Genomic DNA, 24,413 nt, shown 5'->3' on the forward strand with positions numbered 1-24,413 from the left:
CTGTCAGTGTGTTACGTCCATGGCTCATTCGGGCTTCTATACCGAATAGAAGGTATGCATGAGACGGTTGCGCCTACCGACGCCGTCGGCCAGAAAACCGATTCGCCGTTTATGGGCATTGCCTTGCTTATCGACCAACAGAACTACCAGTTCCCCCATCAATTTGTCGCGTGCGGGGTCACCTTCCGGGATGTATTGAAGGCCCCGGAGGCGGTGCAGGCTGATGACCAGTTTGCCGGTCTCGAATACGGACATCTTGACGTCAATGTCCAACGACTTAATATCGCCCATCACGTCCTGGAGCGCTTCGTCGAAGTGCACTTTGCTTACATCACCGATAACCGCCGGGTCGTCAAAGATAACCCCCGTCCAGCTGAACATGACTTCTGCTTCCAGCTCGCTTTCCCAGAGAATGATCGACGTATTGATCACATCACTGTCAGGCTTGGAGGGCAGAAACTTCAGCGTTTCGAAATTCACCCATTGCTGGGTATCGGGGTTAATGACAGCCAGCGTCCAGTAATCAGTGGTCTCGAACTGGTAATCGAAATGCACATCCTCACCAAAGTCCGGAGGCCCACCCGCCGGCGGCTCAACCGGAGGATCTCCGCCATCCCCATGAGCACGCCGCGGAATGAAGGTGTAATTGCGGGTGTCGAACGTGGGCAAGCGTCGCGGGGTGATTTCAACCTTGCTGTTCACGTCTTCATACAGCACAGATGTCCACCAAAAGCCGGTCGCGTCAGCCTGAAAGGTCGCGTAGAAGACGCCGACGAAACCGGATTCCGCCCGACTGTGAAGGTAGAAGTCCTGCGCGACTGGCCGTGGCGCATCCAGGCCCGATTCAGTGCCGAAGACGCCGGCCCCGGACAGCTCGAAACGGTTATGTTGACTGCGCACGCGCCACGCCTGCTTATCGCCCTCGGACATGCCGTCGAGAGGGGGGAGTACTGACTCGATATTTTGGCTGGTTTCATCGTCTACCAGACGCATGGAGGCCCTTTCGGTGGGACTCAGCTCGTACTCGATTCCGTTGTCCGGCATCACCTGGGTCTTGACCTGCAGCCTGATTTGCTGATAACCGTTGGGGTACAGATTACCCTTGGTATTGTCAGGCGATGGCGAGCCAGGGACCGTGATGGTAAACGTCGACATTTCGGTCCAACTGCCTGCATCGATGACTTCGGATAATTCGATGACGCTATAGCCGCACGCCAGAACCACCCCGTTGTTCACCACTTCACAGCTCACCACGCTACTGGCGACAAGCGCCTGGTCGGGCGGCATGAAAAGCCCCTGCCGATCGACGGTGCCAGGCCCGCCCACCACCTTCCAGCGTCGCTCAAGCCCGGTCAGCAGTGCGCTGTCATCCTGTAACTGCACCGCGACCTTTGGCCGTGCTCTGGGCACGAAAGCCGGCTCGATGCGCAGCATTTGCTGCCCGTTGGCGATAAGTACTGTGGCGATGCCAAGGTCATTGCCCAACGCCTCTATCTGTTGCACGGCCAGCGCTCTTTTCCCGGACCTGGCATCCGGACTGAAGAGCGCGCCCTGACCGGCCTCACTCAACCTGCCAAGCTCGGTGCCCAGCAACGCCCAGCTCACCGGGCTGCCGTCGAGTGTGGAAGCCGCCAGCGAGACCGTTTGCAGCGCAGCCCCCCCTGACACCACCGTTACCCGCGGCGCCAACTCCATGCTGCGTGATACCACACCCACCAGCGCCGAGACCTTGACGACAGCGCCTGACTCTTCATACGTGGCTGTGATGACCACGCGCAGCGCGTCATGGCCGATCGCCTCAATACCCGCCGCCGTGTAGACGCCGCTGGAAGAGATGCTGCCGCTTCCGGCAGTCAGGTGGCTTTGAATGCTTAACGCACTCCAACTGGTGGCCGGTATTTCTTCGCCTTGCGGGTTGTACAGGACAAAACGCTGGGTCTGCCCGGCCGTCAGGGTCGAGAACAGGGGTGTAATACTGGCCTGTGTCGACCGAAGGCCGCCAAACAACAGCAGGTCATCCGGGCGGTGCTGCTCAAGTGGTTCGAATACGCGTCCACCGGTGAACTTCAGGCTGTCCGCCACCTGCAGGCGTTCACGCTCGATCATCGACTGAGTCTCCTGCGAGAGCATCAGTACCGTGCCGTAGGTTGGCTGACCGTCTGCCCCACGATCATCAGGTATCGGATAAACGAAATCATCTGTCGGCGGAAACACGCCTTCGGCGTCGCTATCCTGCGCGTGCATGAACAGCACAAGCGCGCCATCACCGGTCGTGTCCATGCGCGCATCGCTTGAACGCGGCGCGGCGTGGGTAACAAGCCGCAAGCTGCCTGGAGTCTGAACATGATAGCGATTGAGCTGTGCCTGCAGCACTGAGAAAACCCGGCGATGAAGCGCAATTTCCTTGAACGCCTCAGCAAAGAAATCCGCCAGTCGCTGGTTGATCGCATCATCGACGCCCCCCAGATTACAGGTAACGCCAGCCCCGCCGGCCAGATCGAGCAGCACATGCCCCTCCTCATCCACGAAGAGGTCGACAGTCATCGCCAGCCTGAAGCCCATGGGCTCGCTGATGATGAAGCTGCCGGACACGGTGGTCGCGCTGCCCTGCGGCTGATGCAAGCCGCTGTAGCGGCCAGACACGATATTCATCGTGACGAGAACACTGCTGTAACCCGGTGCGTCAGCCACGAACGAGAGTACCGGCACGCCCAGTTCGACCTGCTTCAGACGAACAGTGTCGCCTTGTCGCTCACCCGCCACGATGTCGCCGTTGAACAACGGCAGGAAGGCCAGATACTGATAGCGCTCGATGTACTGTTGCTCGATATGCCGGTTGAGTTCACTGCGACTGACCGCCGCGACAGCTCCCCAGCCCTGGGTCAGGGTACCTGCACCCGCGCGCTGCACAATACCGCTCAATGAACGGGGCATTGCATTGTCTGCCACGCTCGCCGCTGGCCCGGTCAATGCCTGCAACACACCGGAGGAGCCACTCAATGGCAGCGGCAGAATCAGGTGCCCGGCCAACACGCCAAGGATGTCCGTAAGCTCTGCAAACACCACAACGTAGCGTTCGGGTGCTTCTGAGTCGCTGCTGTACACACCCGCGCCGTCTATGGAGCCCGGCCCTTTAATACTCCAGGTGACTGGAAGGTCGCGGCCATTGACGATGACTTTCAGCTCGGCACGCTGATCATTGACGCTGACAAGCGTGATGGACAGCATCGGAGGGTGGCGAACGACCAGTACCTGAATTGACTGGGTGTGCTGATCGTCGCTGACCGTTATTGTGTCCAGGACATAGGTGTTCCCTTCCCCACCCGCACCGGCGACGTAAACCTGCTCATGCGGCGCATCGACACTCTCCTCAAGCGTCCCGCTTTCTCCGGCTACCGGATCGACCACCGTCCATTTCAGGGCACTTGCACGCGAACTGCGTGCTGTAAGCGCTACCCGCTGACCGTGATTACACACCTGAATCAACGGGCTGACGCTGACGCTGCTGGTGAGCACCGTCACCACAGCGGTACTGTCATGCCCCGACACCGGGTCCATCGCCTTGATCAGTACACGCTGAAAACCCTGCTTTGCGGGCAGCGCTGCGGGCGCCGTATACCGACCCTGCTTATCGATTTCTCCCAAACCTTCAGTACCGCCATCCGATGGATCTTCCAGGGTCCAGACGATGCCCGACCGCGCAGGCTGGGTGGTCAATTGCAGCGCTTCTCCGGTAGCGATCAATGCCTGGTGCCCGGCGATACTGAACGTCGACGCACCGGGATCGATGCGACCGAACACGGCCAGGTCATAAGGCAGACGCTTGAGTACGGGTTGCAACACTTGCTCGTCAGGCAATAACCAGCCGCCCAGAAAACGCTCGGCGCCGGTGGCATCCAGCGTTTTGCTCAACCCTTGAAGCAAAGCGTGTTTGACGGTGTAGGCCACGAAACCAATGACCTGCTCCAGCTCCCCGGAACTCAGGCTGTCCAGTGTTCCTGGAACGGCGCTGACTTCATGGTCGAACAGGTAAGGTGTATAAAGATGCCCTTCCACTGCCTGATCATCCGACCCACCTTCGGTCAGATGAAACTCATGCCTGAGGCTGATGTTGAAGGTAGCGTTGTGCGATTGCCATTCATCGCTGTCCAGCGCTCTGTAGCGAAAGCCCAGCGTGCAGGGAAATTCCCAGGTCTGCGTGGTCTGGGCGTATTCGAAGTCAATGGTCAGGGGATGCTGGGCGTTGAAAGCCTGAACGCTGAACGGTTCCGATTCAAAGACGAATTCCGCGCTGCGATATTCTCCAGCCGGAACTGCAAACGTGCCCGCCTGAGCGACCATCCGCTGCAGCGGTTTATCGTCCGGAACGCTGAAACTGAAGTCAGGCGCTTGCAGCATCTGTATCGCCGCATGGCCAAAGGCAGCACGATGCAGTGCGTGGGAGGAAAACACGGCGGTCGCCGAGTACGACTGCTGAGCATCGTTGGGAATCAGGTAACGAAAGTCGGAATCGTCACCCGGAATCCCGCCCGTCACACCGTATTCCATGGTCATGAACAGCAACAAGGCACCTTTTTTATGGATCGATGCAGCATCGGGGCTTTCAAGCTGTGACCGCACATCGATTCTGCGTACATTGAGCAATTCGTTGCTTTGCCCGTTGAAAAGACCCAGCCTGAACTGCTGCTCATGATTTTCCGGGTTGCTGAACCAACCCTGAAAAAAGTCGCCGATCTTCTCTCGTTCAGTAGAGCCGCCCGGAAAATCCAGCGAAAGGTTTTCAGCCAGACCAAGATCCACCACCAGATCCGCGCTTTGACTATTCAGTTCCAGGTCGAAGTCCAGGCCCGGCGCGTTCAGCGGATCGTAGACAGCGATTCTTTTAACATGGTGCTGTCCTTGGGCGCTCTCTACCAAGGTGTGCAAACCGGCGATAACCGGAATGCGCCAGGCCAGCAGGGAATGCTCCAGAGCACTGTGCTTGAACGACAAGGCTGGCGCCCCGAGAACACAGCCCGAGAAAAAATGGGAATCATGCGTATCGGGAATCGTGATACTTCCGTCCGGCACCGGATGCGACAGCCCCTGAGCCAGGCCCTGTTGGTAAACACGCTCGATAAGCTCGTTGACCTTGTCGCCATCCAGAGCAACGATCGCGTCCCAGCCTCTGAGACGCGTGGTATTTTTCATCCATGCCAGCAGACTTTCCGCTGAATAACCAGCCATGACATCACCTCCTGTGATGTTGATATACATAAAACCGATGTGCGTTCGGTTATGACGCCTGTACTTCTTGGCCCTTCATCAATTGCAGCTCCGTGGCAAACCGGTCCACTGGTAGCGGCAATATGATATGCCCCGCTATGACATCAAAGATTGAATGAGGGGCCTCGGCAAAAATCAGCACAAACCGGTCAGTCGACGAGATGTCGGGGGTGTACAGGCCTTCACTGATGCTCCCGCTCCCGGCGCCTATTCTCCATTTGACGCCGGCCGGCGTAATGCCATTGGCAAACGCTTGCAGTTGAACCTGATCGGCACGAATGGTCACAACGTCCACACGCGTCCCGATTTTCAAAACTTTTACAATGCGCACGACTTTCACAGTTCTCACCACTTGCAGAACTTCAGAAACCTCCACGGTTTTTACGACTCTCACCGTTATCAATGGGGTTTGATGCTTTACCAATACCCACGACGAAACACTCGCCTGCCCGCTGGTCACGACTATCTGATCCAGGACATAGTTTTTGCCGGGCACCTTGTGCGCCGCGACGTAACGGTGATCACCATCAGCCAGTGCACTGCCCTCCAGAACACCGCTTTCGCCGGGAACCGGATCCTTGAGCGACCAGTGCTTTTCTTCTGTGCCGAGCGAACCCGCCTCGAGTTCCACAATCTGCCCGGCGTCACACACCTGAATCAACGGATTGACGGTGATCGGGTTGGTCACGATCGTGACCAGTGCCGAACTTTGATAGTTCGAGTTCATGTCAGTGGCCGTCACCCGAACACGCGTGAACGCAAGCTCGGTCAAAGAGGCTTCTGGCGCGTAATACCGGCCGGTGCCATTGATGGCACCGAAGTTCTGCGCATCGCCCTGCAGACGTTCGACACTCCAGGTCACATTCGCACCCGGCGGTTGAATGGAGAAAGTGGTGGAACTGTCGACCACCATCAGATGCTCCGCGGGGCTGACGACAAAGTCTGCCCCGGAACTGTTGATGCGGCCGAAGGCGGCTATGTCTCTGGGCGCACGCAGTACATCAGGCACAATGGCTTCGTTGAAATTGAGATCGATACTGTCCCGGATGAACGAACTGATCGGCACACGAGTAGCGAGTTTGCGTGCCAGTGCGGCTTTGATGTCGGACTCGAACGGGTCCTTGTTCAGCTTCTCAAAATTGCTTTTTACCGACGCTATTAAAAACAGTAATGAAAAGCTGTTTGCTGGTGGAGGGTTCTCCACGAAATTCAGGTCATCAATGGTGGTGTTTATCGTGAGACTGGGCGTCAGAACGAGGTCGTTGTTTTCTTCGGCGAAGGTATAAATGCACCGTACATCGACCGTGACGACCTTGCTCATGACCAGTAGCGCCCCATGGCCTGGCAACGTAAGCACAACGTTGGGGGTGGCTTTGGACTTCCAGGTCAGTGCCACCGTGCCATCGCCAATAAGCTCAACAGACAAAGGCGTGCTCCCTGACGCATCAAGCCAGGTCCCGGCTTTGTAAACATTTGCGAAGACAGCCGTGCCATTGATTTCAATTCCGACATCCTGGCTGCTCGATTCGGACGTTGTCAGGCTGCCAGACGTGGCCGTCGCCTTGATCAAGCGGCCGTCGCCATCATGAACAGTGCTGAACACCACATTGTCAATAACCGAAGCAAGGGTCTTGGTCACTTCACCTATGAACAGTGCCGCCTTGAACGTACGCTCCGCACTGAACAACACCGTGGCCGAATAATCTTTCCCGACATCATCCGGTATCAGGTATTGGTACTCTACCGGGATGTCGCCGCCTTCCTGACTGCCCTCCAGGCGAATGAACACCAGCACGGCCCCGTCGCCGTAGTTGGCGGCATGCGGGTCGAGAGGTGCAGCAGGATTGGTCTGGGTGCGCAGTTTAAAAGACTGTGGGTGAATCAGGTTATTGGTGCCACGCTTGATCACGCCAAGCGTCCATATGCGCTCCTCGTCCGGCAAAGCGTTGAACAGGGCTTTGAAAAAAGCTCCGCCGAGTACCCGGTCAGCCCTGTCAGCCGCGAAGGTCAGAATGAAATTGTCACTGTCCTTGAGGTCGAGCCTTACCCGGCCATCACTCTGGACAATGCCCGGCACCCTTTCCAGCGCAAGATCCAGTGTAAGCTTCGGCCCCTGCAGCGCATCGATATGGATAACCCTGTAGGCTTCCCAATTGTCGACGTTATTCTTCATCGTCAATTGAGTTCCGCCCAGGATCGAACAGGTCAATGTCGCATGCGACTGACCGAGGTTATCGTTCGAGAACGCCAGCCTGGGCGCATCCAGAATGAAGTTGTGAATATTTTCTTTAAACCCGTCGCTCAGTATCACCTCTCCGCTCACAGGCTTCAGATAGGCGTTCGAGGAAAAACGCGCGATGTACTCCTGAAGCAACAGGTTATTCACCTTGCCTCGGGCCATGGCAGCGATGGAATCCCAACCCCACATAACATTATTGTCGGGGTCTTTCATCCACTCGGTCAGGTGGTTCAGCGTGTTATTGGCCATGGGGTTACGTCCGTGTATGTGTGGGTCATGCCGGTGGCCGTTGCGTCCTGCGCCAGCCCGTCGGCCTGTAGAGAGTGACCGTCCAGTACGATGAAATCGATAGACGGAAACTGTATGTAATTCGCCCCGTCATCAAAGCTGACTTCAACCGTGACGACGTTGGTCAGACTGTTTCTTTGTAGACTTTCCAGGAAATCCCTCGGGATGATCACCGACACCTGCATGGCATCGTATTCCGCCTTACTGAGCGGTTCGGCTGCGCCGGTACGTAGCCCGAGCGCTTGTGGCGAACCCGACTGAGACAAGCCCGTGGCCTTGATTCGTACCCGTTGTCCGGGTGCCATGTAGGCCCAGGATGCCAGTTCAAGAAGCGCACCTTCTGGTGGCACACAGCCGAGGTAAAGCAGGGTATCGGCAACGCGTGGTCGCATGATCTGGATATATGGCCAAACAGCGCCCAGGCCTCTGACTTCCAGCTTGAAGACTGGCGAAGTGCCTGATTGCAACGGTGAAACAACGCTGTAATAGACGCTCACCCACTTGCCCATATTGGCCGGGACCGCTGTGGACGGGATGATGAACAGGCGCGGATTGTCTGGCGAAGGATCGGCGATAAAGCTGCCCGTGCCTGTATTGCCCTCCCAGTGCATCTGTATCGTGTAGTCGTCGCCGATGAACACATCTTTCGGTATGCGAATTTTCACCCCGCTCAGCAGCAACGAGGCATAGATATAGCCCACTACTCCCCAGTCTTCAGAGCTCTCGATGTGGGCGTCGTCGATAACGGGCGCAGGAAGATCGAGCTGAGGGCTCAGCGTAACCTTGAGCGGCAACGAGCTGGCGGCATGGCCCGGTCGCGCGTACTGATACATCAGCTCGATGTTCTTGCCGTTATTGGCAGAAAGCCAGGCCTTCGCCAGCGAGAACTGCAGTACGCCACTGTCGATATTGGATATGTCGGCCCTCAAAGTCTGCACCAGCTGATTGCCGCTGGAGATGTAAACCACGACATCGTCATCAATCTGCATGCCGAAAGGATCGATCAGCAGGGTGATGCCGCCAGGGAAGGTTTCCGGGTCCAGTGAGCCACCGCTGAAATCCTTGATCTTCAAGGCCGGCAGTAATGCCAAGGAGGGTGCGATCATGGCCAGCGACTGGGTGACCGAAACCGTTGTCAATGCGGGATCGCCGTACTCGATGAGGTAGCTCATCAGCGCGAAGCCACCCGTTTCAATTGGCACCAGTTCGTTAGTCGGTATCGACCACTGCAAAGGCTGGCCCACCTCTTCCACGGCCAATACCCGGGACAGGATAATAGGGAGCGCGAAACTGCCGTCACTGTAATAAAGATCCAGTGTGAGGGTCACTTTGTCGCCCTCGCGCATGGCCAGATACGGCGGCGTCACGATCGACAGCTCATAAAGTTTCCACAGCAGGCCGGGGTCAAGCTTCAGATCGTGAGACTCTTTGCATTGCGGCACCCCCAGCCCGGCGGCGGCTGACGGACGTTTGCCGACATAGAAGAACAGACGCAGGGATTCCTCCATGCTGCCTTCGACTATGTACGAGTAAAACACCCAGCCATTGTCAAGCCTCATCAGCAACGGGTTACTGATCATCAGCAGCATGCCTTCAGGCTGCAGCCCCACGACCTCGATCAAATCGTTGACGTAGTCGTCCACTTCGCCCAGGGCGCCGCAACCTCGCCAGTTGGGCATGAACCGATCGCCGTTCTTGATCCCTGGATAATCGATCCAGGTGGTCAGGTCGGCACTGCCCAACTGATCCAGATCGAGGTAGTTCCCGGGCTGCTGCAGGTCGGGCACCTTGGGGGTGGGGAAATTCAGCGCCATGAGTGAGACTCCTTTCTCGTTTCCGCTGAAATGGGTAGGTCGCAAGGGTTGACCCTGCAAGTGCGGATAGGACTTTTTTACGCCGATGCCCATCGGTTGCCCACTAGCACTAACGCTAGGTTGTTGCCCGGGTAAGGGCTGTTAGGGTTAGGCAAGACCTCCAGCCACACGGACGCCTCAGGGAGTTCAGGCTTGGCGGTCGTCAATGACCAGAGCGCAAGGACTGCACAATCGTCAGACACCGCTGCGCTTGGCACGCATCAATCAGCGAGGTCCGCTCCATGGCTGCTTCCACTTCCGTGCACTCCAACGCGCTCAATTTCATGAGTTGTCTGAAAAGCGGCGTCGACCCACGCACCGGGCTGTACAACGTATCAATCAGCATGCCCGATCTGCAGAGCAATGACCTGCGCGGGCCAGGGTTCCGACTCGACCTGTCCTACAGTCAGCTCAATACGCTGGACAGCGGCTATGGCCTGGGCTGGAATCTGCAGGTATCGCAATACAACCCCGCCACTCAAATCCTGTCGCTCAGTACAGGCGAGACCTTCCGAGTTGACGGCACGGGCAGCAACGGTCTACTGACGATGACCGAGAAGAAAATTGACACCTTCCACTTCTACAAACAGGACGATACGTCTTACCGGGTGGTGCACAAATCAGGTCTGGTGGAAATCCTCAAGCTGCACAGCAGCGGTAATAAAAAAATGGCCTGGGCGGTAAGGATCATCGCCCCGTCGGGACACAGCATCGCGCTCGAGCACACGGTGTTCAACAGCAGCACATACAGGCTTGCTTCGATCACTGACGACCTGGGTCAGACGCTGTTGGCAATTGCACGCAGCAGCACATCCGTCGAGCTGAAACTGCACCCGTACGCGGGCACTGGCGGTACTCCACTGGCGCGCTTTTTGATGACCCTCACCGGCAGTGCAAAACACGTATCGCGCATCACCCTGCCCACCGAGAACAATGCGTCGTGGCGCTTCGAATATGGCCTGGAGAACGGCAATCAATCATGTATCAAGCATGTAGAGACGCCCTCTGGAAGCAGCGAAGACATTTACTACCAGGATGAAGGCCATGCGTTTCCATCCAGCGCCAGTCGCCAACCCATACCCAGAGTGACAAGGCATGTCATTGATCCCGGCCTCAATCAGCCAAAGGTCGATGTGCGATACACCTACAAGGACGGCCAGCAGCGCTCACGAAATTTTCTCGGTGCAGGGCTGCCCATCGCCTGGGAGGACAACGGCCTGGACAATCTTTACAAATATTTGCAGGACTACAGCTATGTCTGTACCGAAAGCCTGTGGGTCGACGACAAGGCCGTGCGCAGCATAGAACGGACCTTCAACCGCTTTCACTTGCAGACCCTTGAAGTCACCACCCAAAACAAAAACCAGCAAACGGTCACCACCGCCTACAACATTCTGCCGGGCGTGCATTACTCCAGGCAGCCCAACGATTGTCAGCTGCCCAGCGAAGTCACCACCCGTTGGCAACGGCTGGACGAGCCTGAGCGCACGCGCACAGAAACCGTCACCGATACCTATGACCGTTACGGCAATCTGCTGGTGCACACACGCGCCGACGGGATCGAAGAAGTCAGCAGTTGGTACCCGGCCGCCGGTGGCGACGGTTGCCCGGCCGATACGGAAGGGTTTGTATCCCGGCTGAAAGAAAAAGTGGTCAAACCCGCCCCATCGTCGCAGCTTGGGGCCCCTACCCTGGCCACACGTTATCGCTACCGCACATTGCCTGCACTGACCGGTAGCGAGTTACCCGACTGGATCGTGCCGGAAATCGAAACACTGCTGCAGCTTGAAAGCAATGGCACCTCTGTGGAGTTGCAAAAGATCCTGCTGGAGTACATCAACCAGCCGGATACGCCTTTCCAGCATGGTCGAACCATGAAAAATACCGAGTCCCTGAATGGAAAGGACACCGTTACCGTCTACGAGTACAGAAATAGCGAAAGCAAACAACTGGAGGTCCCGGTACAACGTGTAGACATCACCACGATCGGCTTCGACAACACCCGCATAAGCAAGCAGCAACAGCAGTCGTTGTTGACCGGCCAGGTGCTGCTGACCCTGGAAGAAGGCGTGGAGATCCGCTATGTCTATGACGCGCTCAACCAAGTTACCAAGGAAACGATCGCACCGAATTCAAGTGCTGGCCATGAAGCCAGTCGCGAGTACGAGTACACCCTGTGTTCCGCTCCGGGGCAGCAGGCAGAGCAGGTGCTGGTCGACGCCCGCAAGGTCAAGACCCGCTCTGTCATGGACGGCCTGGGCAGGGCAATACTCGAGGAACGGGACCACATCGACAGCAATGATCTGCAAGCGATGCGCATGATCCATACAGCGCAATACAACGCCTGGAACAATGTGCAATACGAAACGGATTACGACTGGTTCGACAACCAGCAACTGTTCACTACGCGAAACACCTACAGCTACGACGACTGGAACCGCCAATCTGTCATTACCTCGGATCACGGCGTGCAGACCCACCAGTACTACGCCCCCATCGGCAGTGCAGAACATAACGGTCCGGTTCAGAGGACGTGGTTGCAAAGCGGTGACGCAGACCCTCTGATCAGTGGTCGTAGCGAGACCTGGCTGAACATGTTCGGCAAACCGGACAGGATCAAGAGCCAGAACGCAGCAGGAGAAGATCAGGGCTCACAAACCTTTCTCTACGACGGAATGGGGCGCTGCACGCAGCAGACTGACGAGTCAGACGACACAACCCTGTTCAGCTATGACGCCTGGTCGCGCATGGTCAGAACACACTTGCCGGATAGCAGCGAGGCACATCGTGAATATGAACCGTTCAGCACCACCGAGCTGCCGATCAGCCTGAACGTGATTCGTCGGGACGGTATTACCAAAACCCTGACAGGCGAACAGAAGTTCGACGGGCTGGGGCGTCTGACACGGACGCAGGCAGGGCAACGTGTCGAGCACTACGAGTACGAGGATGGTCAAATGCAGGTCAAAACCCGCACGACGGCCATGGGTGATGCCATCAGCTACACCTACAAGCGGGAGCTCACCGACCAGATCGCCTCCAGTACTTCACCGGATGACGCTGCCCGTTTCGACTATGACAAGGTCAGTGCCCGCCTGGTCTCTGCCACCAATCAGCAGGGCAAGCGCGCTTACGCTTATGACGCGCATAACCAGTTGACCGAAGAGACCTGGGAAGATCTGCAAGGCCGTACCTGGCAGACCCTTCATCGGACATCCTTGCAGGGCCGTACGATGTATCGCACCGATGTCGAACAAAAAGAGGTCAAAAACACGGTTAAAGACGTAGTCAAGGGCCGGGTCAGAGGCGGCGTCAAAAACAGTGTCAAAGGCGTGGAAACGATTTACCGGTATGACACGTTCGGCCGACTCGAAAGTGCCGTTCAGGGCAACGTGGAAGTGACCACCCGATATGACACACTGGGTCAGCCCTGCGAGATGACAACCCATGACATCGTCGCCGGGACCCGCCTGGTAAACCGTATGGAATATGACGACCAAGGGCAGGAAGTGCTCAGGACGCAGATTGCCGGCAATCACCCTGTACGTACGCTGGAACAGCAATGGCAACCCGACGGGCTCATGCGAAGCCGCCACTTGCGGGAAACGGGCAACACGCTAATGCTGGAAGAGTTCAGGTATGACACCCGAGCCCGGCTGACCGGCATCACCTATTCAGGCAGTAAGTTGCCAGTGCACGCTTCCGACAAGGCGATGCTCAGCCAGACGTTCACCTTCGACGAGCTGGACAACATGACCCTGAGCTATACCAAATTTGCCGACGGCAACACTGAAACAGCTACTTTCCGCTATGGCAAAGAGGGTGACCCCGACTCCGAGGACCGATGCCAGTTACTGGGCATCACCTACAGGCCTCCACGGGGCACGCCGGACCCGACGTTCAGCTATGACGCCAACGGCAATCAGTCCGCTGACGAGCATGGCAACCAGTTGTACTACGACAGTCAAAGCCGCCTTTTACGGGTGGAAAAACCGACAGGTGAGACGATCAACGCATACGCTTACGACAGCCATGATCATCTGGCCACCACCCGCAACGGAAGTGACAGCGAAATACTGCGCTTTTATCAGGGCCAGCAGTTGAGCAGCACGGTGCAGGACGACCGACGGACTCAATTTCTGCACATTGACGAGCAACCCGTAGGCCAGCAGACCATCGGAGAACCTGCCGAAACCCTGCTGTTGCTGACGGATGCGAACCGGAGCGTTCTCGCTGAGTTCCAGCAGAACACATTGCGAGCAGCTGTCTACAGCGCCTACGGAGAACGCCACAGCGACGAAGCGTTGCTCAGCGTTGCCGGGTTCAACGGCGAGGTATGCGAAAAAGACACGGGCTGGTATCTGCTGGGTAACGGCTACAGAGCCTACAACCCGGGCATGATGCGTTTTCACAGCCCCGATTCCTTGAGCCCCTTTGGCGCAGGCGGGGTCAACCCCTATACCTATTGCCTGGGCAATCCAATTGCCTGGCGCGACCCCACCGGTCATGACGCCAGCTCCCAGAGCGGCAGGCTGCGACGGCCCGATGAGGATGCGATACCTGCAGAGATGCAGGGGGGCATTGGATTAATGACCTGGGTCATGCTCGCGGTTGGCGTGGTGTTCACGGCAGCGGGTGCCTACGCGACCTATGCATCGTTTGGATTGGCCGCGCCCGCTTAGGTTCCTGTAACGGTCCTGGGTATCACGATGACCTCACAGGCGGCGGCCTACGTCGCAACGGGGGTGTTGGCGGCAGGGACCGTTCTGGGTGCTGCCTCAACGGCTTCCACTGCTTATGGTGCGGTGAAAGGAGACGACACAGCCCTTCGGGTAGGGGAATACCTAGGGAGGCGCTGATTTATTCGATTTTTCGTCCCTGCAACGCTCTGGAGGCCTTGATTTATCTGGGGGCAACAGCTGGGTTTTAGAATAAATCAGCGTCTCCCTAGGCTATGCCGCGATACCTGTGGACATCGCTGGGGGTTTATTGAGAAGTGCGGTTAAAAGCGCGATCAAGGCTGCGACCAAGGCGTTAGACCAAGGAAACAAGATAATGAGGAGCTCATCACTCAGGGCACTTGACGGTTTGCAGGCCGCGCCTGGAACAGCTACGCGACGTGGGTCTGCTCCAGCGAATTTGGCCGTACCCGGATTGGTTGGGGATGGGGGGATTCCAAGAGCGTCCATCTCAAGGCCTGCGCCACCTCCACCGAACCCGCGGCCACCGACAGGGCCTAACGCCAGGATCAACCAGCAATCGACAACTAATACAGCATCATCCAGCGGCCCTTCATCGCTTCTAAAGCGGACGGCTTTTTTTGAACGGGTTCCCGGCTTAGGGCGAAACGTATTCAAGGTTACATACAATACTCGCATGTAATAAAGCTGAACTTCCCGCCGCCGAAAAAAACTCGTGGCTGTCGGCGGCATTTCAGTCATCGCCTCTAATTCTATACCGTTACATTTGCCCGTTCGGATTCTCTGCCCGAACAAACAAGCACAGGCCCATGAAAGACCCGGAACAACATAAAACTCAAGATTTTAAATGTATGACACTAATTTAGGAAATATCCTACACCTCCCGCCGTTAACCAAAGCCCTTCAGAGACTCCGCAACCAGCATACCTCCTGTAGACTCCCGCCCCGTCATGACGCACAACACAAACTGTCTACCAAGACACCATAAATAGTTACATTTTTAACCCTGCAACTTTAATTCCTATAAGGTTTTAATCGTGAACAAAATGCTATCCGTACTGGGCTTTGCTCTGGCGACTACACTGACCGGCACTGTCGCATTCGCCAACCCCGGCCCCGGCACCATCCGTTTCGAAGGCAAGATCACCGCCACCACCTGCCCTATCGAAGTGGTCAATCCAGGCGATGGCTCCATCGGCAACCTGGTGAACATGGGCTCTATCGAGGCCAGCCGCTTTACCGGCGCCGATCAGGAACTCTCTGGCAAGAGCTTTGCCCTGCGCGTCAATGACGACGGCAGCTGCGGCCTGACGGCTGGCGGCCCGAATGCGGCCAAAGTCACCTTCATCGGTGACGCGGACAGCAGCGGCGACTACTTCGGCGTCACCCCTACAGTCGACGGGGCAAAGGGCGTTGCGATTGTCATCAAGGACCAGACCGGGGCCTCCATCAAACCAGGCGACTCGTCGGCGCCCTATACACTGGTCGAAGGTGGTGTCACCGACATGGTGTTCAACGCCTACTACCGTTCGACACTGCCTACCGTTCAAGCCGGTGCCGCTTCGGCAGATGTACAGTTTGTTGTCGCGATCAACTGATACATCGACCCATTCGCTCACCGTGTAAGGATCAATAGTCTTTTCACGTGAAGCATCTTCAATACGTTCAGGTCCGTTTCGGGTCTGAACGTACAAGGTAACTTTCCATGATTTGCCAACAGGCTTTTAAAAGACCTGCCCTCGCGGGGTGCATGATGTTATTCATGTGCGCAGCTTATATACCAGCCAGCCAGGCTGCGCTGACCGTCAACGCAACTCGCATCGTGTTCGACGGCGACAAGCGCAGTGCATCGGTGGTCATATCCAATCCAAGTGATCGACCGTTCGCAGTACAGACCTGGGTAAACACGGAGGCAGATGACACTGTCACCGTCGTTCCATTCGCACCTTCGCCGCCACTTTTCCGCCTTAATCCGGGCAAGGAACAACAGGTACAGATCAATGGCCTGCCCCACGACCTGCCCTCTGATCGTGAGTCATTGTTCTACTTTAACGTGCAGGAAATACCTCAAGCCGACTCTTCGCAAGGCAATGTACTGAATATTGCCCTGCGTACCCGTATCAAACTGTTTTATCGCCCGGTTCTGCTGACTGACAACCCCATTGCCCGCCTCAAGGACCTGCAATGGTCGGTCCGGCAGATTGCCGGCAAGGCAGAGCTGACCGCCATGAATCCGACGCCCTTTCTTGTGTCGTTCATTCGCCTCGACGTCTCCGGCGGTGGCAGGACTGAAAAGGTCAGTGAAGTCGCCATGCTTGGCCCGTTCAGCTCTCGCCATTACAAGCTCAACGAAACGAAAGCGGTACCGGGCCTGCAGGTGGTGTTTGCCGCGATCAACGATTACGGCGGCTACAGCCAGCCGCTGACAGCTACGGCCACGCTGACTGACTGAAACAGCGCTGGCACGCTTCATCCCCAGGACATTGAACATGACCCTATTACCCGATTCCGGGTTCATACCGGTGCGCCTGCGTTTTATGCAGGTGCTGATTGTGTGCGGCAGCGTGACCGTTCCGCTGGAACTGACCAAGGCGGCAACCCCTGTCAATTTCCAGTCCGGCTTCCTGCGTCAGGGCCAGGACTATGACAGTGCGGCCGCGGCCAGCGTGCTGAACCAGTTGTCAGTTGTCGAGAGCCTCGGGCCAGGCGACCATTGGGTAGAAATCCACGTTAATATGCGCTATTTCGGCCAACGGCAGATCCGTTTCGATGCCGACCCGCAAGGCAACGGCCTCCTGCCCTGCCTGTCGCCGGAATTGCTGGAGCAGATCGGCGTACGTCTCGACAGTCTGGCCGACCCGGCCTTGTTGCAAGTAGCCTGTGTCGCGCTGGGGCATTTGATTCCGGACGCCAGGGTCGTACTCGACGGCGGCAGACTGCAACTGTCGATCTCGATACCGCAGATCGCCATGCGCCGCGATGCCAACGGGCGAGTGGACCCGGCGCTTTGGGATTACGGCATCAACGCCGCCTTCATCAATTACCAGACCTCGGCGCAACAGACGACCCACAGGGAGACAGGCACCAGCAGCAGCGCAGACCTGTACCTCAACACCGGTATCAACCTGGGATCATGGCGATTGCGCAGCAATCAAAGCGTGCGTCAGGATGCACAGGGACATCGCGAGTGGACCAGAGCCTACGCTTATGCACAGCGCGACCTGCCCGGCACGCACGCTAACCTGACCCTGGGTGAAACCTACACCGGCGGCGATGTATTCCGGAGCGTGCCGATCAAGGGCGGGTTGATCAAAACCGATCAGGAGATGCTCCCCGATTCCCTGCAGGGTTACGCACCGGTGATTCGTGGCGTGGCGCAAAGCAGGGCCAAACTGGAAGTGCTGCAGAACGGATACCCGATCTACTCCACGTATGTCAGTGCCGGCCCCTATGAAATAGATGACCTGAACACAGCGGGCAGCGGCGAACTGGAGATCGTGCTGACCGAGGCCGATGGTCAGGTCCGGCGCTTTACCCAACCCTACTCGACCATCAGCAACCTGTTGCGCGAAGGCGTCTGGAAATACAGCGCAGCCCTGGGCCGCTTCAACGGTGCCTACGCCACCGAGCATCCCTGGCTGTGGCAAGGCACGCTGGCCGTTGGAACAGGCTGGAACTCGACCCTTTATGGCGGACTGATGACCAGCGACTTCTACCACGCCGCTGCACTGGGCGTGTCAAGGGACATGGGCCTGCTGGGGGCGATGGCGTTCGATGTGACCCGGTCACGCGCCAGTATCGATCAAACAGGTCGGTCCAGCGTGCAGGGCATGAGTTACGCCATCAAGTATGGCAAGGCGTTCACTACCCATACCAGTCTGCGCTTCGCAGGTTATCGCTACTCCACCGAAGGCTATCGGGATTTCGACGAAGCCGTCAGTCAGCGCAGCAACGACGCTACGTTCACAGGCAGCCGCCGAAGCCGTCTGGAAGCTTCGGTTCATCAGAGAATCGGCGCACGTAGCAGCGTGGGCCTGACGCTGTCGCAACAGGATTACTGGGGCAGCGATATCGAGCAGCGCCAATTTCAATTCAACTTCAACACCCATCGTGCCGGGATCACCTACAACTTCTATGCCTCACAGTCACTGAGCGTAGCCAGTAGCCGCGGCAACGACCGGCAGTTTGGCCTGAGCATCTCGATGCCCCTCGACACCGGCCATTCTAGCAATGCCACACTCGACCTGCAGAGCAGCGCCAATCGCCACAGTCAACGGGGCAGCCTGAGCGGCAGCCTCTATGAAAACCGCGTCAATTATCACGTCAGTCTGAGCAACGATGACGGCAAACAGCAAAGTGCAGGCTTCGCGGCAGGCTATCAGGCGCCCTTCGCCAGCCTCGGCGCCGGCGTGACCCAGGGCAATGATTATCGAAGTGCATCAGTCAACGTCAGTGGCGCCTTGTTGCTGCATGAGGACGGCATCGAGTTCGGCCCGAATCTGGGCGACACCATCGCCCTGATCGAAGTACCCGATACACCCGGCGTTGGCATACAGAACGCTACCGGTGTCAGGACCAATAGTCGCGGCTACGCATTGATGCCCTATCTGCGCCCCTACCGCTATAACCCGATCACCTTGCAAACCGACCGACTGGGGCCCGAGGTGGAAATCGATAACGCCAGTACTCAAGTGGTACCTGCCAGGGGGGCCCTGATCAAGACCACCTTCGCTGCGCGCAAGGTGACACGCCTGGTCATCAATGCAACCACTGACAGTGGCAAGCCGCTGCCATTCGGCGCCCAGGTCAGCGATGCGCAGGGCAACATCCTGGGCATCGCAGGGCAAGGCGGGCAGATTTTGCTGTCTACCGGCATGCAGGCCCAAACCCTCGATGTCCGCTGGGGAGAGAAAAGCGACCCTCAGTGTCGTCTGCACATAGACCCCGCCGGCATGCCTCTGGCCAAGGGCTACCGAATGCAAGACATGACGTGTACCCAGTGACATCAGATCTGAGCCATCCGCGACATTGTTATTTCAGGAATCACCCCATGAACACTGCATTGAATGCCCTGCTCCCCAGTCTGATCCTGTTGGGAACCAGCTATAGCGCTGCGGCTTACTCCGAAGAACCGGACGACACACCGAGCAACGATTGTTATTGGGTTTCCTCACCGGGAATAAAGGATTACCGGCGCGACATCGGCACGCTCTACGTCCCGAAAGACGCCGCAGTGGGTACATTTATCGGCAGCATCGACATGCTTAACGCCACACCAGACCAGGCAGGCCTGGAAGCGGCGTGCAAAAATGACGGCACGGCGCTTCTGGAATTCAACGCAACGGCAACGGCTCCGATCTTTTCTGGCACGGTGGAGCCTATAAACGGGGAAGACCTCACAGGCAAGATACTGCAAACCAATATTCCGGGCGTCGGGGTGCGGGTAAGACTGGAGTTTCCGTATGACAGGAACTGCCCCAATTGCTTCACGCCTGTAGGTGGCAGCGCCTCCGTTCCGTTCATCGGCCTCAACGACCACGAGAAAATGCTCACGAGCCTGCGTTTCCTTCATCTGAACAACTACGTCACGCTGGTCAAGACCGGACCGATTCCCTCCGGACCCAATGTGCTCAATGGCAGTGAACTGTTCTCCGCAAGCGTGACAACGCTTGGCAGGATCATGAAGTTCGGGCTAACCGGCACAATACTTCAGGCACAGTGCAGCGTCGGTGCAGATCCGATCAGTGCCGACCCGGTGCAGTTGGGTGAATGGGACAGCGCTGACTTCACCGGTCCCGGCTTCACCACACCTGCGGTACCCTTCAGTATTGCACTGAGTAACTGCGAGACGTACACGGGAGCGGGCTTCGTGGCAACGGCGCATATCCAGCTCGACGGTGTCGAAGGCTCGGTCCCCGAGGGCCCTGTCGGCAACGGGGTTTTCACCCTGACCAGCGATTCGGACGCCAAGGGCATGGGGATTCAGGTTCTCAAAGGTGATGGAGTCACGCCCATGGAGTTGCAGACCGAAGTGCCAATCATGGCGATCACACCCGGTAACGTTGTGCTGAACTTCTACGCCCGCTTCTATCAGACACAGGCCAGCAGCGCGATCCGGCCGGGCAAGGCCAAAGGGGCTCTCAGCTTCACGATGACCTACAAGTAGCAATGCGCCGTGGACTGCCAACCTGGCGGTCCATGACATCCTCAGGCATACAACGTGGGTCTGAGCGCAGGGAAAGGCTGCCAGGAGAGCGTCTGGTCGAAACTCACACGCACCCGGATATCCAGCTGAGTGCCGATCTTGAATGCCTGCAAATCCGTTTTGCTGATAACACCTGCGTCGATTTTATCGTCCACCCGCGGCACCGGGTATTCATCCAGAACGCCAATGATCAACAACTCATTATCAGCACTGCTGACACCCTGCACCTCGATGGTGAGGAACTGGTCAGTGCCCATGAATGACCAACTGTCGAGTGTGAACCGTGCGTAGCCTCCCTCGGCAATGTCCTGCAGGCTCAGACGCCCCCCGGAGACCTTGTCACACTGCACGACCGGAAAGCCTGTCATGCCCATGATACTCAGCGTATGCCGGTCCGAAAGATAAGGCGGGTCGGCGCTTTTTTCGAATACCTCATAATAAACGGGGATCGACTTGCCGAAATGCTGGGCAATCTGTGTGGAAGGAATGTTGAACAGTCTCGAGTCTGCTACCTCCGTAAGAAAGGACCCCACACTGCCGGGCTCGGCCCATTGGACGCGGACGGTGTCACCGGGAACAATCACGGCAGTCTCAGGTACCAATACCACGGCGCCCTGATAGGCATCCAACGGATCGAGCGTACTGGCGCTTGCCGAGCCTGAGGCCTTCTGAACCCGCGGGGGGGGGGGGCAGCACACGCGGTACTGGCTGAGCACACACCAGCAGCGAAACAGCCAGCGCACGGGGCCCGGCATTCCCCGAGCGATCCTTCAACCTGTAGGACACATAACGAATGCCATCGCCACTCTCGAGAACCACTTGCTTGTCGAAGGCAATATTGATCGCGCTACCGATATCGGACGCTTCAAGTGTCAGGGTTCCGGTGTGCTCCGCTCCCGTCGGCGTACTGCTCCAGTACCAGATAATGAGATCCCCGGCGCTCGGCGAAAAATATGCGGGCACTTCGGCCAGCACGGTGTTGCCATGAGTGTCCAGCCAGGCCGCGGTAAGACCGTCCCTGATGATTTCTTCCGGAAAAATCAGTGCCCCTTCGTCTTCGAATACCGGTGCCGTTTTATCAATGACAAAGGCCAGTGTTTCGGATTCGGTCTGCACCTGATTGGCGGTCTCGACGCTATAACGCAGTCGATGCTGGCCTTCGCCAAGGTAATGCTGCTCGATCATAATGAACAGATCGACAGGCTGTACAGGTTCGGTCCAGACCTTCTCCTCCAGCAGCACGTCATTCCAGTACACGCGCAAATACTCAGGGCTTACCGGGGTGGGCTCGGAGTTTTGCCACATGAGAAAATCGACCCGCAACGGTACGAGCCACGCACTGCTGGGAAGCAGATTGGGTTCACCGCCGGGCACGTCAGGCAGGAGTTCGGCGATCACAGGCGGCGCAAGGAGCATGCTCTTGCGTCTTGAAGCCGGCCAGAAGAGGATTCTGATCCGTTCGATCCACTTTGAAATGACAGACATGAGCCAGGCCTCCAACAGGAGAAAGCGGTGGCCGACCCGTTTGCCGACCGCCATGCCCGTCAGTTAACACCCTGTTTTTTTTTGCGGATACTGGCACAAGTGATAGGACCGTTGGCGCATCAGCGCCATCGATCAAGCATCAGCCCCCCCGCTTCGCTGTCGCTACCAGCTGTAACGCAAGCCTGCACTGGCGCCCCAAGGCTGCTCGATGGCATCGCCATTGCTGTAATCGAAATCAGCATGCAACTGCAGGTTGTCAGACAACGACACCGAAACGCCCGCCCCCAACTCGCCACGGGAACCGGAGAGGTCGTTATTGAAGACGTTGTCGTTGACCTTGACCTCGTTCCTGTTGACGAATTCGTGAGCCACGGCAACCCGCACGTAAGGTTGCAGCGTACGCCCCTGGCCCAGATCGAAACTGCGCCCCGCCGTCGTACCGACCTTGCCGAGCAGCGACCGGCTGCGGTCACCCTCAGCGCGCATACCGTTGTCCAGTGCGTAGTCCTTGCCCTGAACGACCAGGCCCGCCAGCTGGGTGTAGGGTTCGAGAAAGTAGCCGTTGTCCAGTTTGATGTGCCGACCCAGCTCCAGCGATGCACCAACACCCAGATTGTCGTAGTTGCCGCGCGTGCGGGAACCATCGCTGAGATTGACTCTGGCCTTGTTTTTGAACTGATTGAGTTTGATAACGCCATCGACGTAGTAGCCACTCTCGCTGTCCAGCCATGTGCTGTAAGCGCCCAGCGAGTAGCTGTCGACCTTGCCACTGGCACCGTGATCCAGGCTGAGGTCGGACGAGCTCTGCCCGATCATGACACCCGCCAGCCATTGTCCCGACCCCACAGGCAGCTTGCCATCTGCGCCGAGAGCAACACCGTTCTGAACCTGCTGATATCCGAAGCCCGAGGCGTCGGCCACATTGAATTTGTTGCCGTAGGTCCTTATCCAGCCGCCGGAACGGGCCTCGTCCATGCGCAACTCACCCATGCGCGAACGCAACGTGCTCAACTCCCCATACCAGACCGTAGGCGCCGTGTTGAACAATGCCATGACAGTCTGGGCGCCCGGGCTGATGGTCCGGGTGGCGGTATCCAGATACCAGTCGTTGTCGCCCTGTTTGATCAGGTCATAGGACCAGGCGCCCAGATCCACTGCGCCGCCTGCGAGCGAAAAGCTGGCATCGCCAGCTGCCGCATGGACGATGTGCAAGCTGGTATCGCTGAGCGGATCGACACCCGTGCTACCGATGAGCACGGTATGACTGCCGGTCGCGCTGCCCGTGATGTCAAGAAAGTCAGTGGCCTTGCCACCGAAATTCACGTCCATCATGAATGTACCGTTCCCTGACAGGCTTGCAAGTGACAAGGTGTAAAACGAGGCTGCGTCGCCAAACCTGACCGACCCGCCGTCCATAAACACTTCATTCACCTGACCGTTCTCGACCATCACCCACTGGCCTCGGCTACTGAGCGACAGTCTGGATACGTTCTCCAGGCGCCCGGTCAGGGTCGCGTCATTTTGCAGTGACAGACTGGCGGTACTGCCCGCACCCGCAGATACGTCACCCACCAGATGGCTGTTGTCCACGGTCATGCTGGCCGTTGAACCGTTGATCAACTCCAGTATCTTGCCGTTGCCGCCAATCAGCGTAGAACCATTGTTGACCCGAATATCGGCAGTCGCTGGCGCGCCGGTGGGCGTGCCGACGATCAGCGCCGACCCGGTGATACCTTCGACCCGGGTTGCTTCCAGGGTCAACAGATTGCTTGAAGGCACGCCCGGGTCAGCGCGCAAGCGCACGCCATATTGCTGCCCGGTGATGGTGCTGCCGGAGGCCTTCACCGTGGAGTCCCACATCTCCATGCCTCTGCCATTGGTGCCGGTGGCCGTTACTGAAGTGCCTTCCAGAGTCAGGTTACTGAGCGAGCCGGCATTTATCCCGCGATTCGTCGCCGTGATCGTGCTGCCGATGACGGTGGCCGTGGAACCGACCAGTCGCGCACTTTCATTGCCCATCCCCAGGCCATCCGCGCCACCTGTCAGCACACTGCCGACAATCAACGCATCTGCCCCGGTTAACGATACGGCTGACGAGCTTCTGCCCGCACTGACCTGACTGCCAGTGAGCGTCAGCTGCGCCCCGGTGATCGTGGATATTTGCAGGGTGGTCGCGCCGTTGGCTGTCAGATTTCCGGTGCTCACAACCCGATAGCTGTCCAGCGGGCCTGTTGCATCGATGGTCTGCGGTGCATTGACAAGGATTTGCGCAAAGGCATGGCTGCCGGGCAGCAGAGGAGAGAGAAAAATAACGGTCTTCAATGTCCATGAAAGCGGACGCAGCACGGATGGAGCATTCATGACGATGCATTACCTTG

General features: G+C 57.6%; 8 protein-coding genes and 2 pseudogenes. 5 read left to right on the forward strand and 5 right to left on the reverse strand.

The genetic code is table 11. From position 1 onward, the window contains the following. Nucleotides 1–36: 36 nt before the first annotated feature. From BLT55_RS11515 to BLT55_RS11525, 3 genes are read right to left on the reverse strand one after another with little or no spacing between them, the layout of a single operon-like run. Complete coding sequence (locus tag BLT55_RS11515; protein ID WP_055000814.1) at nt 37–5,226, reverse strand: hypothetical protein; 5,190 nt, start codon at nt 5,224–5,226, stop codon at nt 37–39. Nucleotides 5,227–5,275: 49 nt separating this feature from the next. Beyond that, nucleotides 5,276–7,753, reverse strand: a complete 2,478-nt coding sequence (locus tag BLT55_RS11520; RefSeq protein WP_074800436.1) for a hypothetical protein — start codon at nt 7,751–7,753, stop codon at nt 5,276–5,278. Then, nucleotides 7,735–9,606, reverse strand: coding sequence for a hypothetical protein (locus tag BLT55_RS11525; protein ID WP_054999875.1), 1,872 nt, complete (start codon nt 9,604–9,606; stop codon nt 7,735–7,737). The genes BLT55_RS11520 and BLT55_RS11525 overlap by 19 nt, the downstream gene beginning before the upstream one ends. Before the next feature lie 281 nt (nt 9,607–9,887). Between BLT55_RS11525 and BLT55_RS11530 the strand changes: the two are divergent. From BLT55_RS11530 to BLT55_RS11550, 5 genes and pseudogenes are all read left to right on the forward strand, one after another. Continuing rightward, nucleotides 9,888–14,492 (forward strand): annotated as a pseudogene (locus tag BLT55_RS11530) (RHS repeat-associated core domain-containing protein); the annotation flags it as partial. An 890-nt stretch (nt 14,493–15,382) separates the two neighbouring features. After that, nucleotides 15,383–15,943, forward strand: a complete 561-nt coding sequence (locus BLT55_RS11535) for a fimbrial protein (protein ID WP_054999874.1) — start codon at nt 15,383–15,385, stop codon at nt 15,941–15,943. 107 nt (nt 15,944–16,050) lie between these two features. Next, nucleotides 16,051–16,797, forward strand: a complete 747-nt coding sequence (locus BLT55_RS11540; protein WP_054999873.1) for a fimbrial biogenesis chaperone — start codon at nt 16,051–16,053, stop codon at nt 16,795–16,797. A gap of 37 nt (nt 16,798–16,834) precedes the next feature. Next, complete coding sequence (locus BLT55_RS11545; RefSeq protein WP_054999872.1) at nt 16,835–19,348, forward strand: fimbria/pilus outer membrane usher protein; 2,514 nt, start codon at nt 16,835–16,837, stop codon at nt 19,346–19,348. A 47-nt stretch (nt 19,349–19,395) separates the two neighbouring features. Next, the gene (locus tag BLT55_RS11550) at nt 19,396–20,511 is read left to right on the forward strand and encodes a fimbrial protein (RefSeq protein WP_054999871.1); all 1,116 of its coding nucleotides are present in this window, start codon (nt 19,396–19,398) and stop codon (nt 20,509–20,511) included. A 41-nt stretch (nt 20,512–20,552) separates the two neighbouring features. Here BLT55_RS11550 and BLT55_RS11555 read toward each other — a convergent pair. Beyond that, nucleotides 20,553–22,089, reverse strand: a pseudogene (locus BLT55_RS11555) (hypothetical protein). 108 nt (nt 22,090–22,197) lie between these two features. Further along, a complete protein-coding gene (locus BLT55_RS11560) occupies nt 22,198–24,396 on the reverse strand; it encodes an autotransporter outer membrane beta-barrel domain-containing protein (protein WP_054999870.1) in 2,199 nt (732 codons plus the stop codon). Between the last annotated feature and the right edge of the window lie 17 nt (nt 24,397–24,413).

It is taken from the genome of Pseudomonas cannabina, from assembly GCF_900100365.1.
GTDB classification, from domain to species: domain Bacteria; phylum Pseudomonadota; class Gammaproteobacteria; order Pseudomonadales; family Pseudomonadaceae; genus Aquipseudomonas; species Aquipseudomonas cannabina.

Bases quoted from the DNA above. Each gene is read 5' to 3' on its own strand.
- BLT55_RS11515 (WP_055000814.1), bottom strand. From the start codon at position 5,226: ATGGCTGGTTATTCAGCGGAAAGTCTGCTGGCATGGATGAAAAATACC.
- BLT55_RS11520 (WP_074800436.1), bottom strand. From the start codon at position 7,753: ATGGCCAATAACACGCTGAACCACCTGACCGAGTGGATGAAAGACCCC.
- BLT55_RS11525 (WP_054999875.1), bottom strand. From the start codon at position 9,606: ATGGCGCTGAATTTCCCCACCCCCAAGGTGCCCGACCTGCAGCAGCCC.
- BLT55_RS11540 (WP_054999873.1), top strand. From the start codon at position 16,051: ATGATTTGCCAACAGGCTTTTAAAAGACCTGCCCTCGCGGGGTGCATG.
- BLT55_RS11545 (WP_054999872.1), top strand. From the start codon at position 16,835: ATGACCCTATTACCCGATTCCGGGTTCATACCGGTGCGCCTGCGTTTT.
- BLT55_RS11550 (WP_054999871.1), top strand. From the start codon at position 19,396: ATGAACACTGCATTGAATGCCCTGCTCCCCAGTCTGATCCTGTTGGGA.
- BLT55_RS11560 (WP_054999870.1), bottom strand. From the start codon at position 24,396: ATGAATGCTCCATCCGTGCTGCGTCCGCTTTCATGGACATTGAAGACC.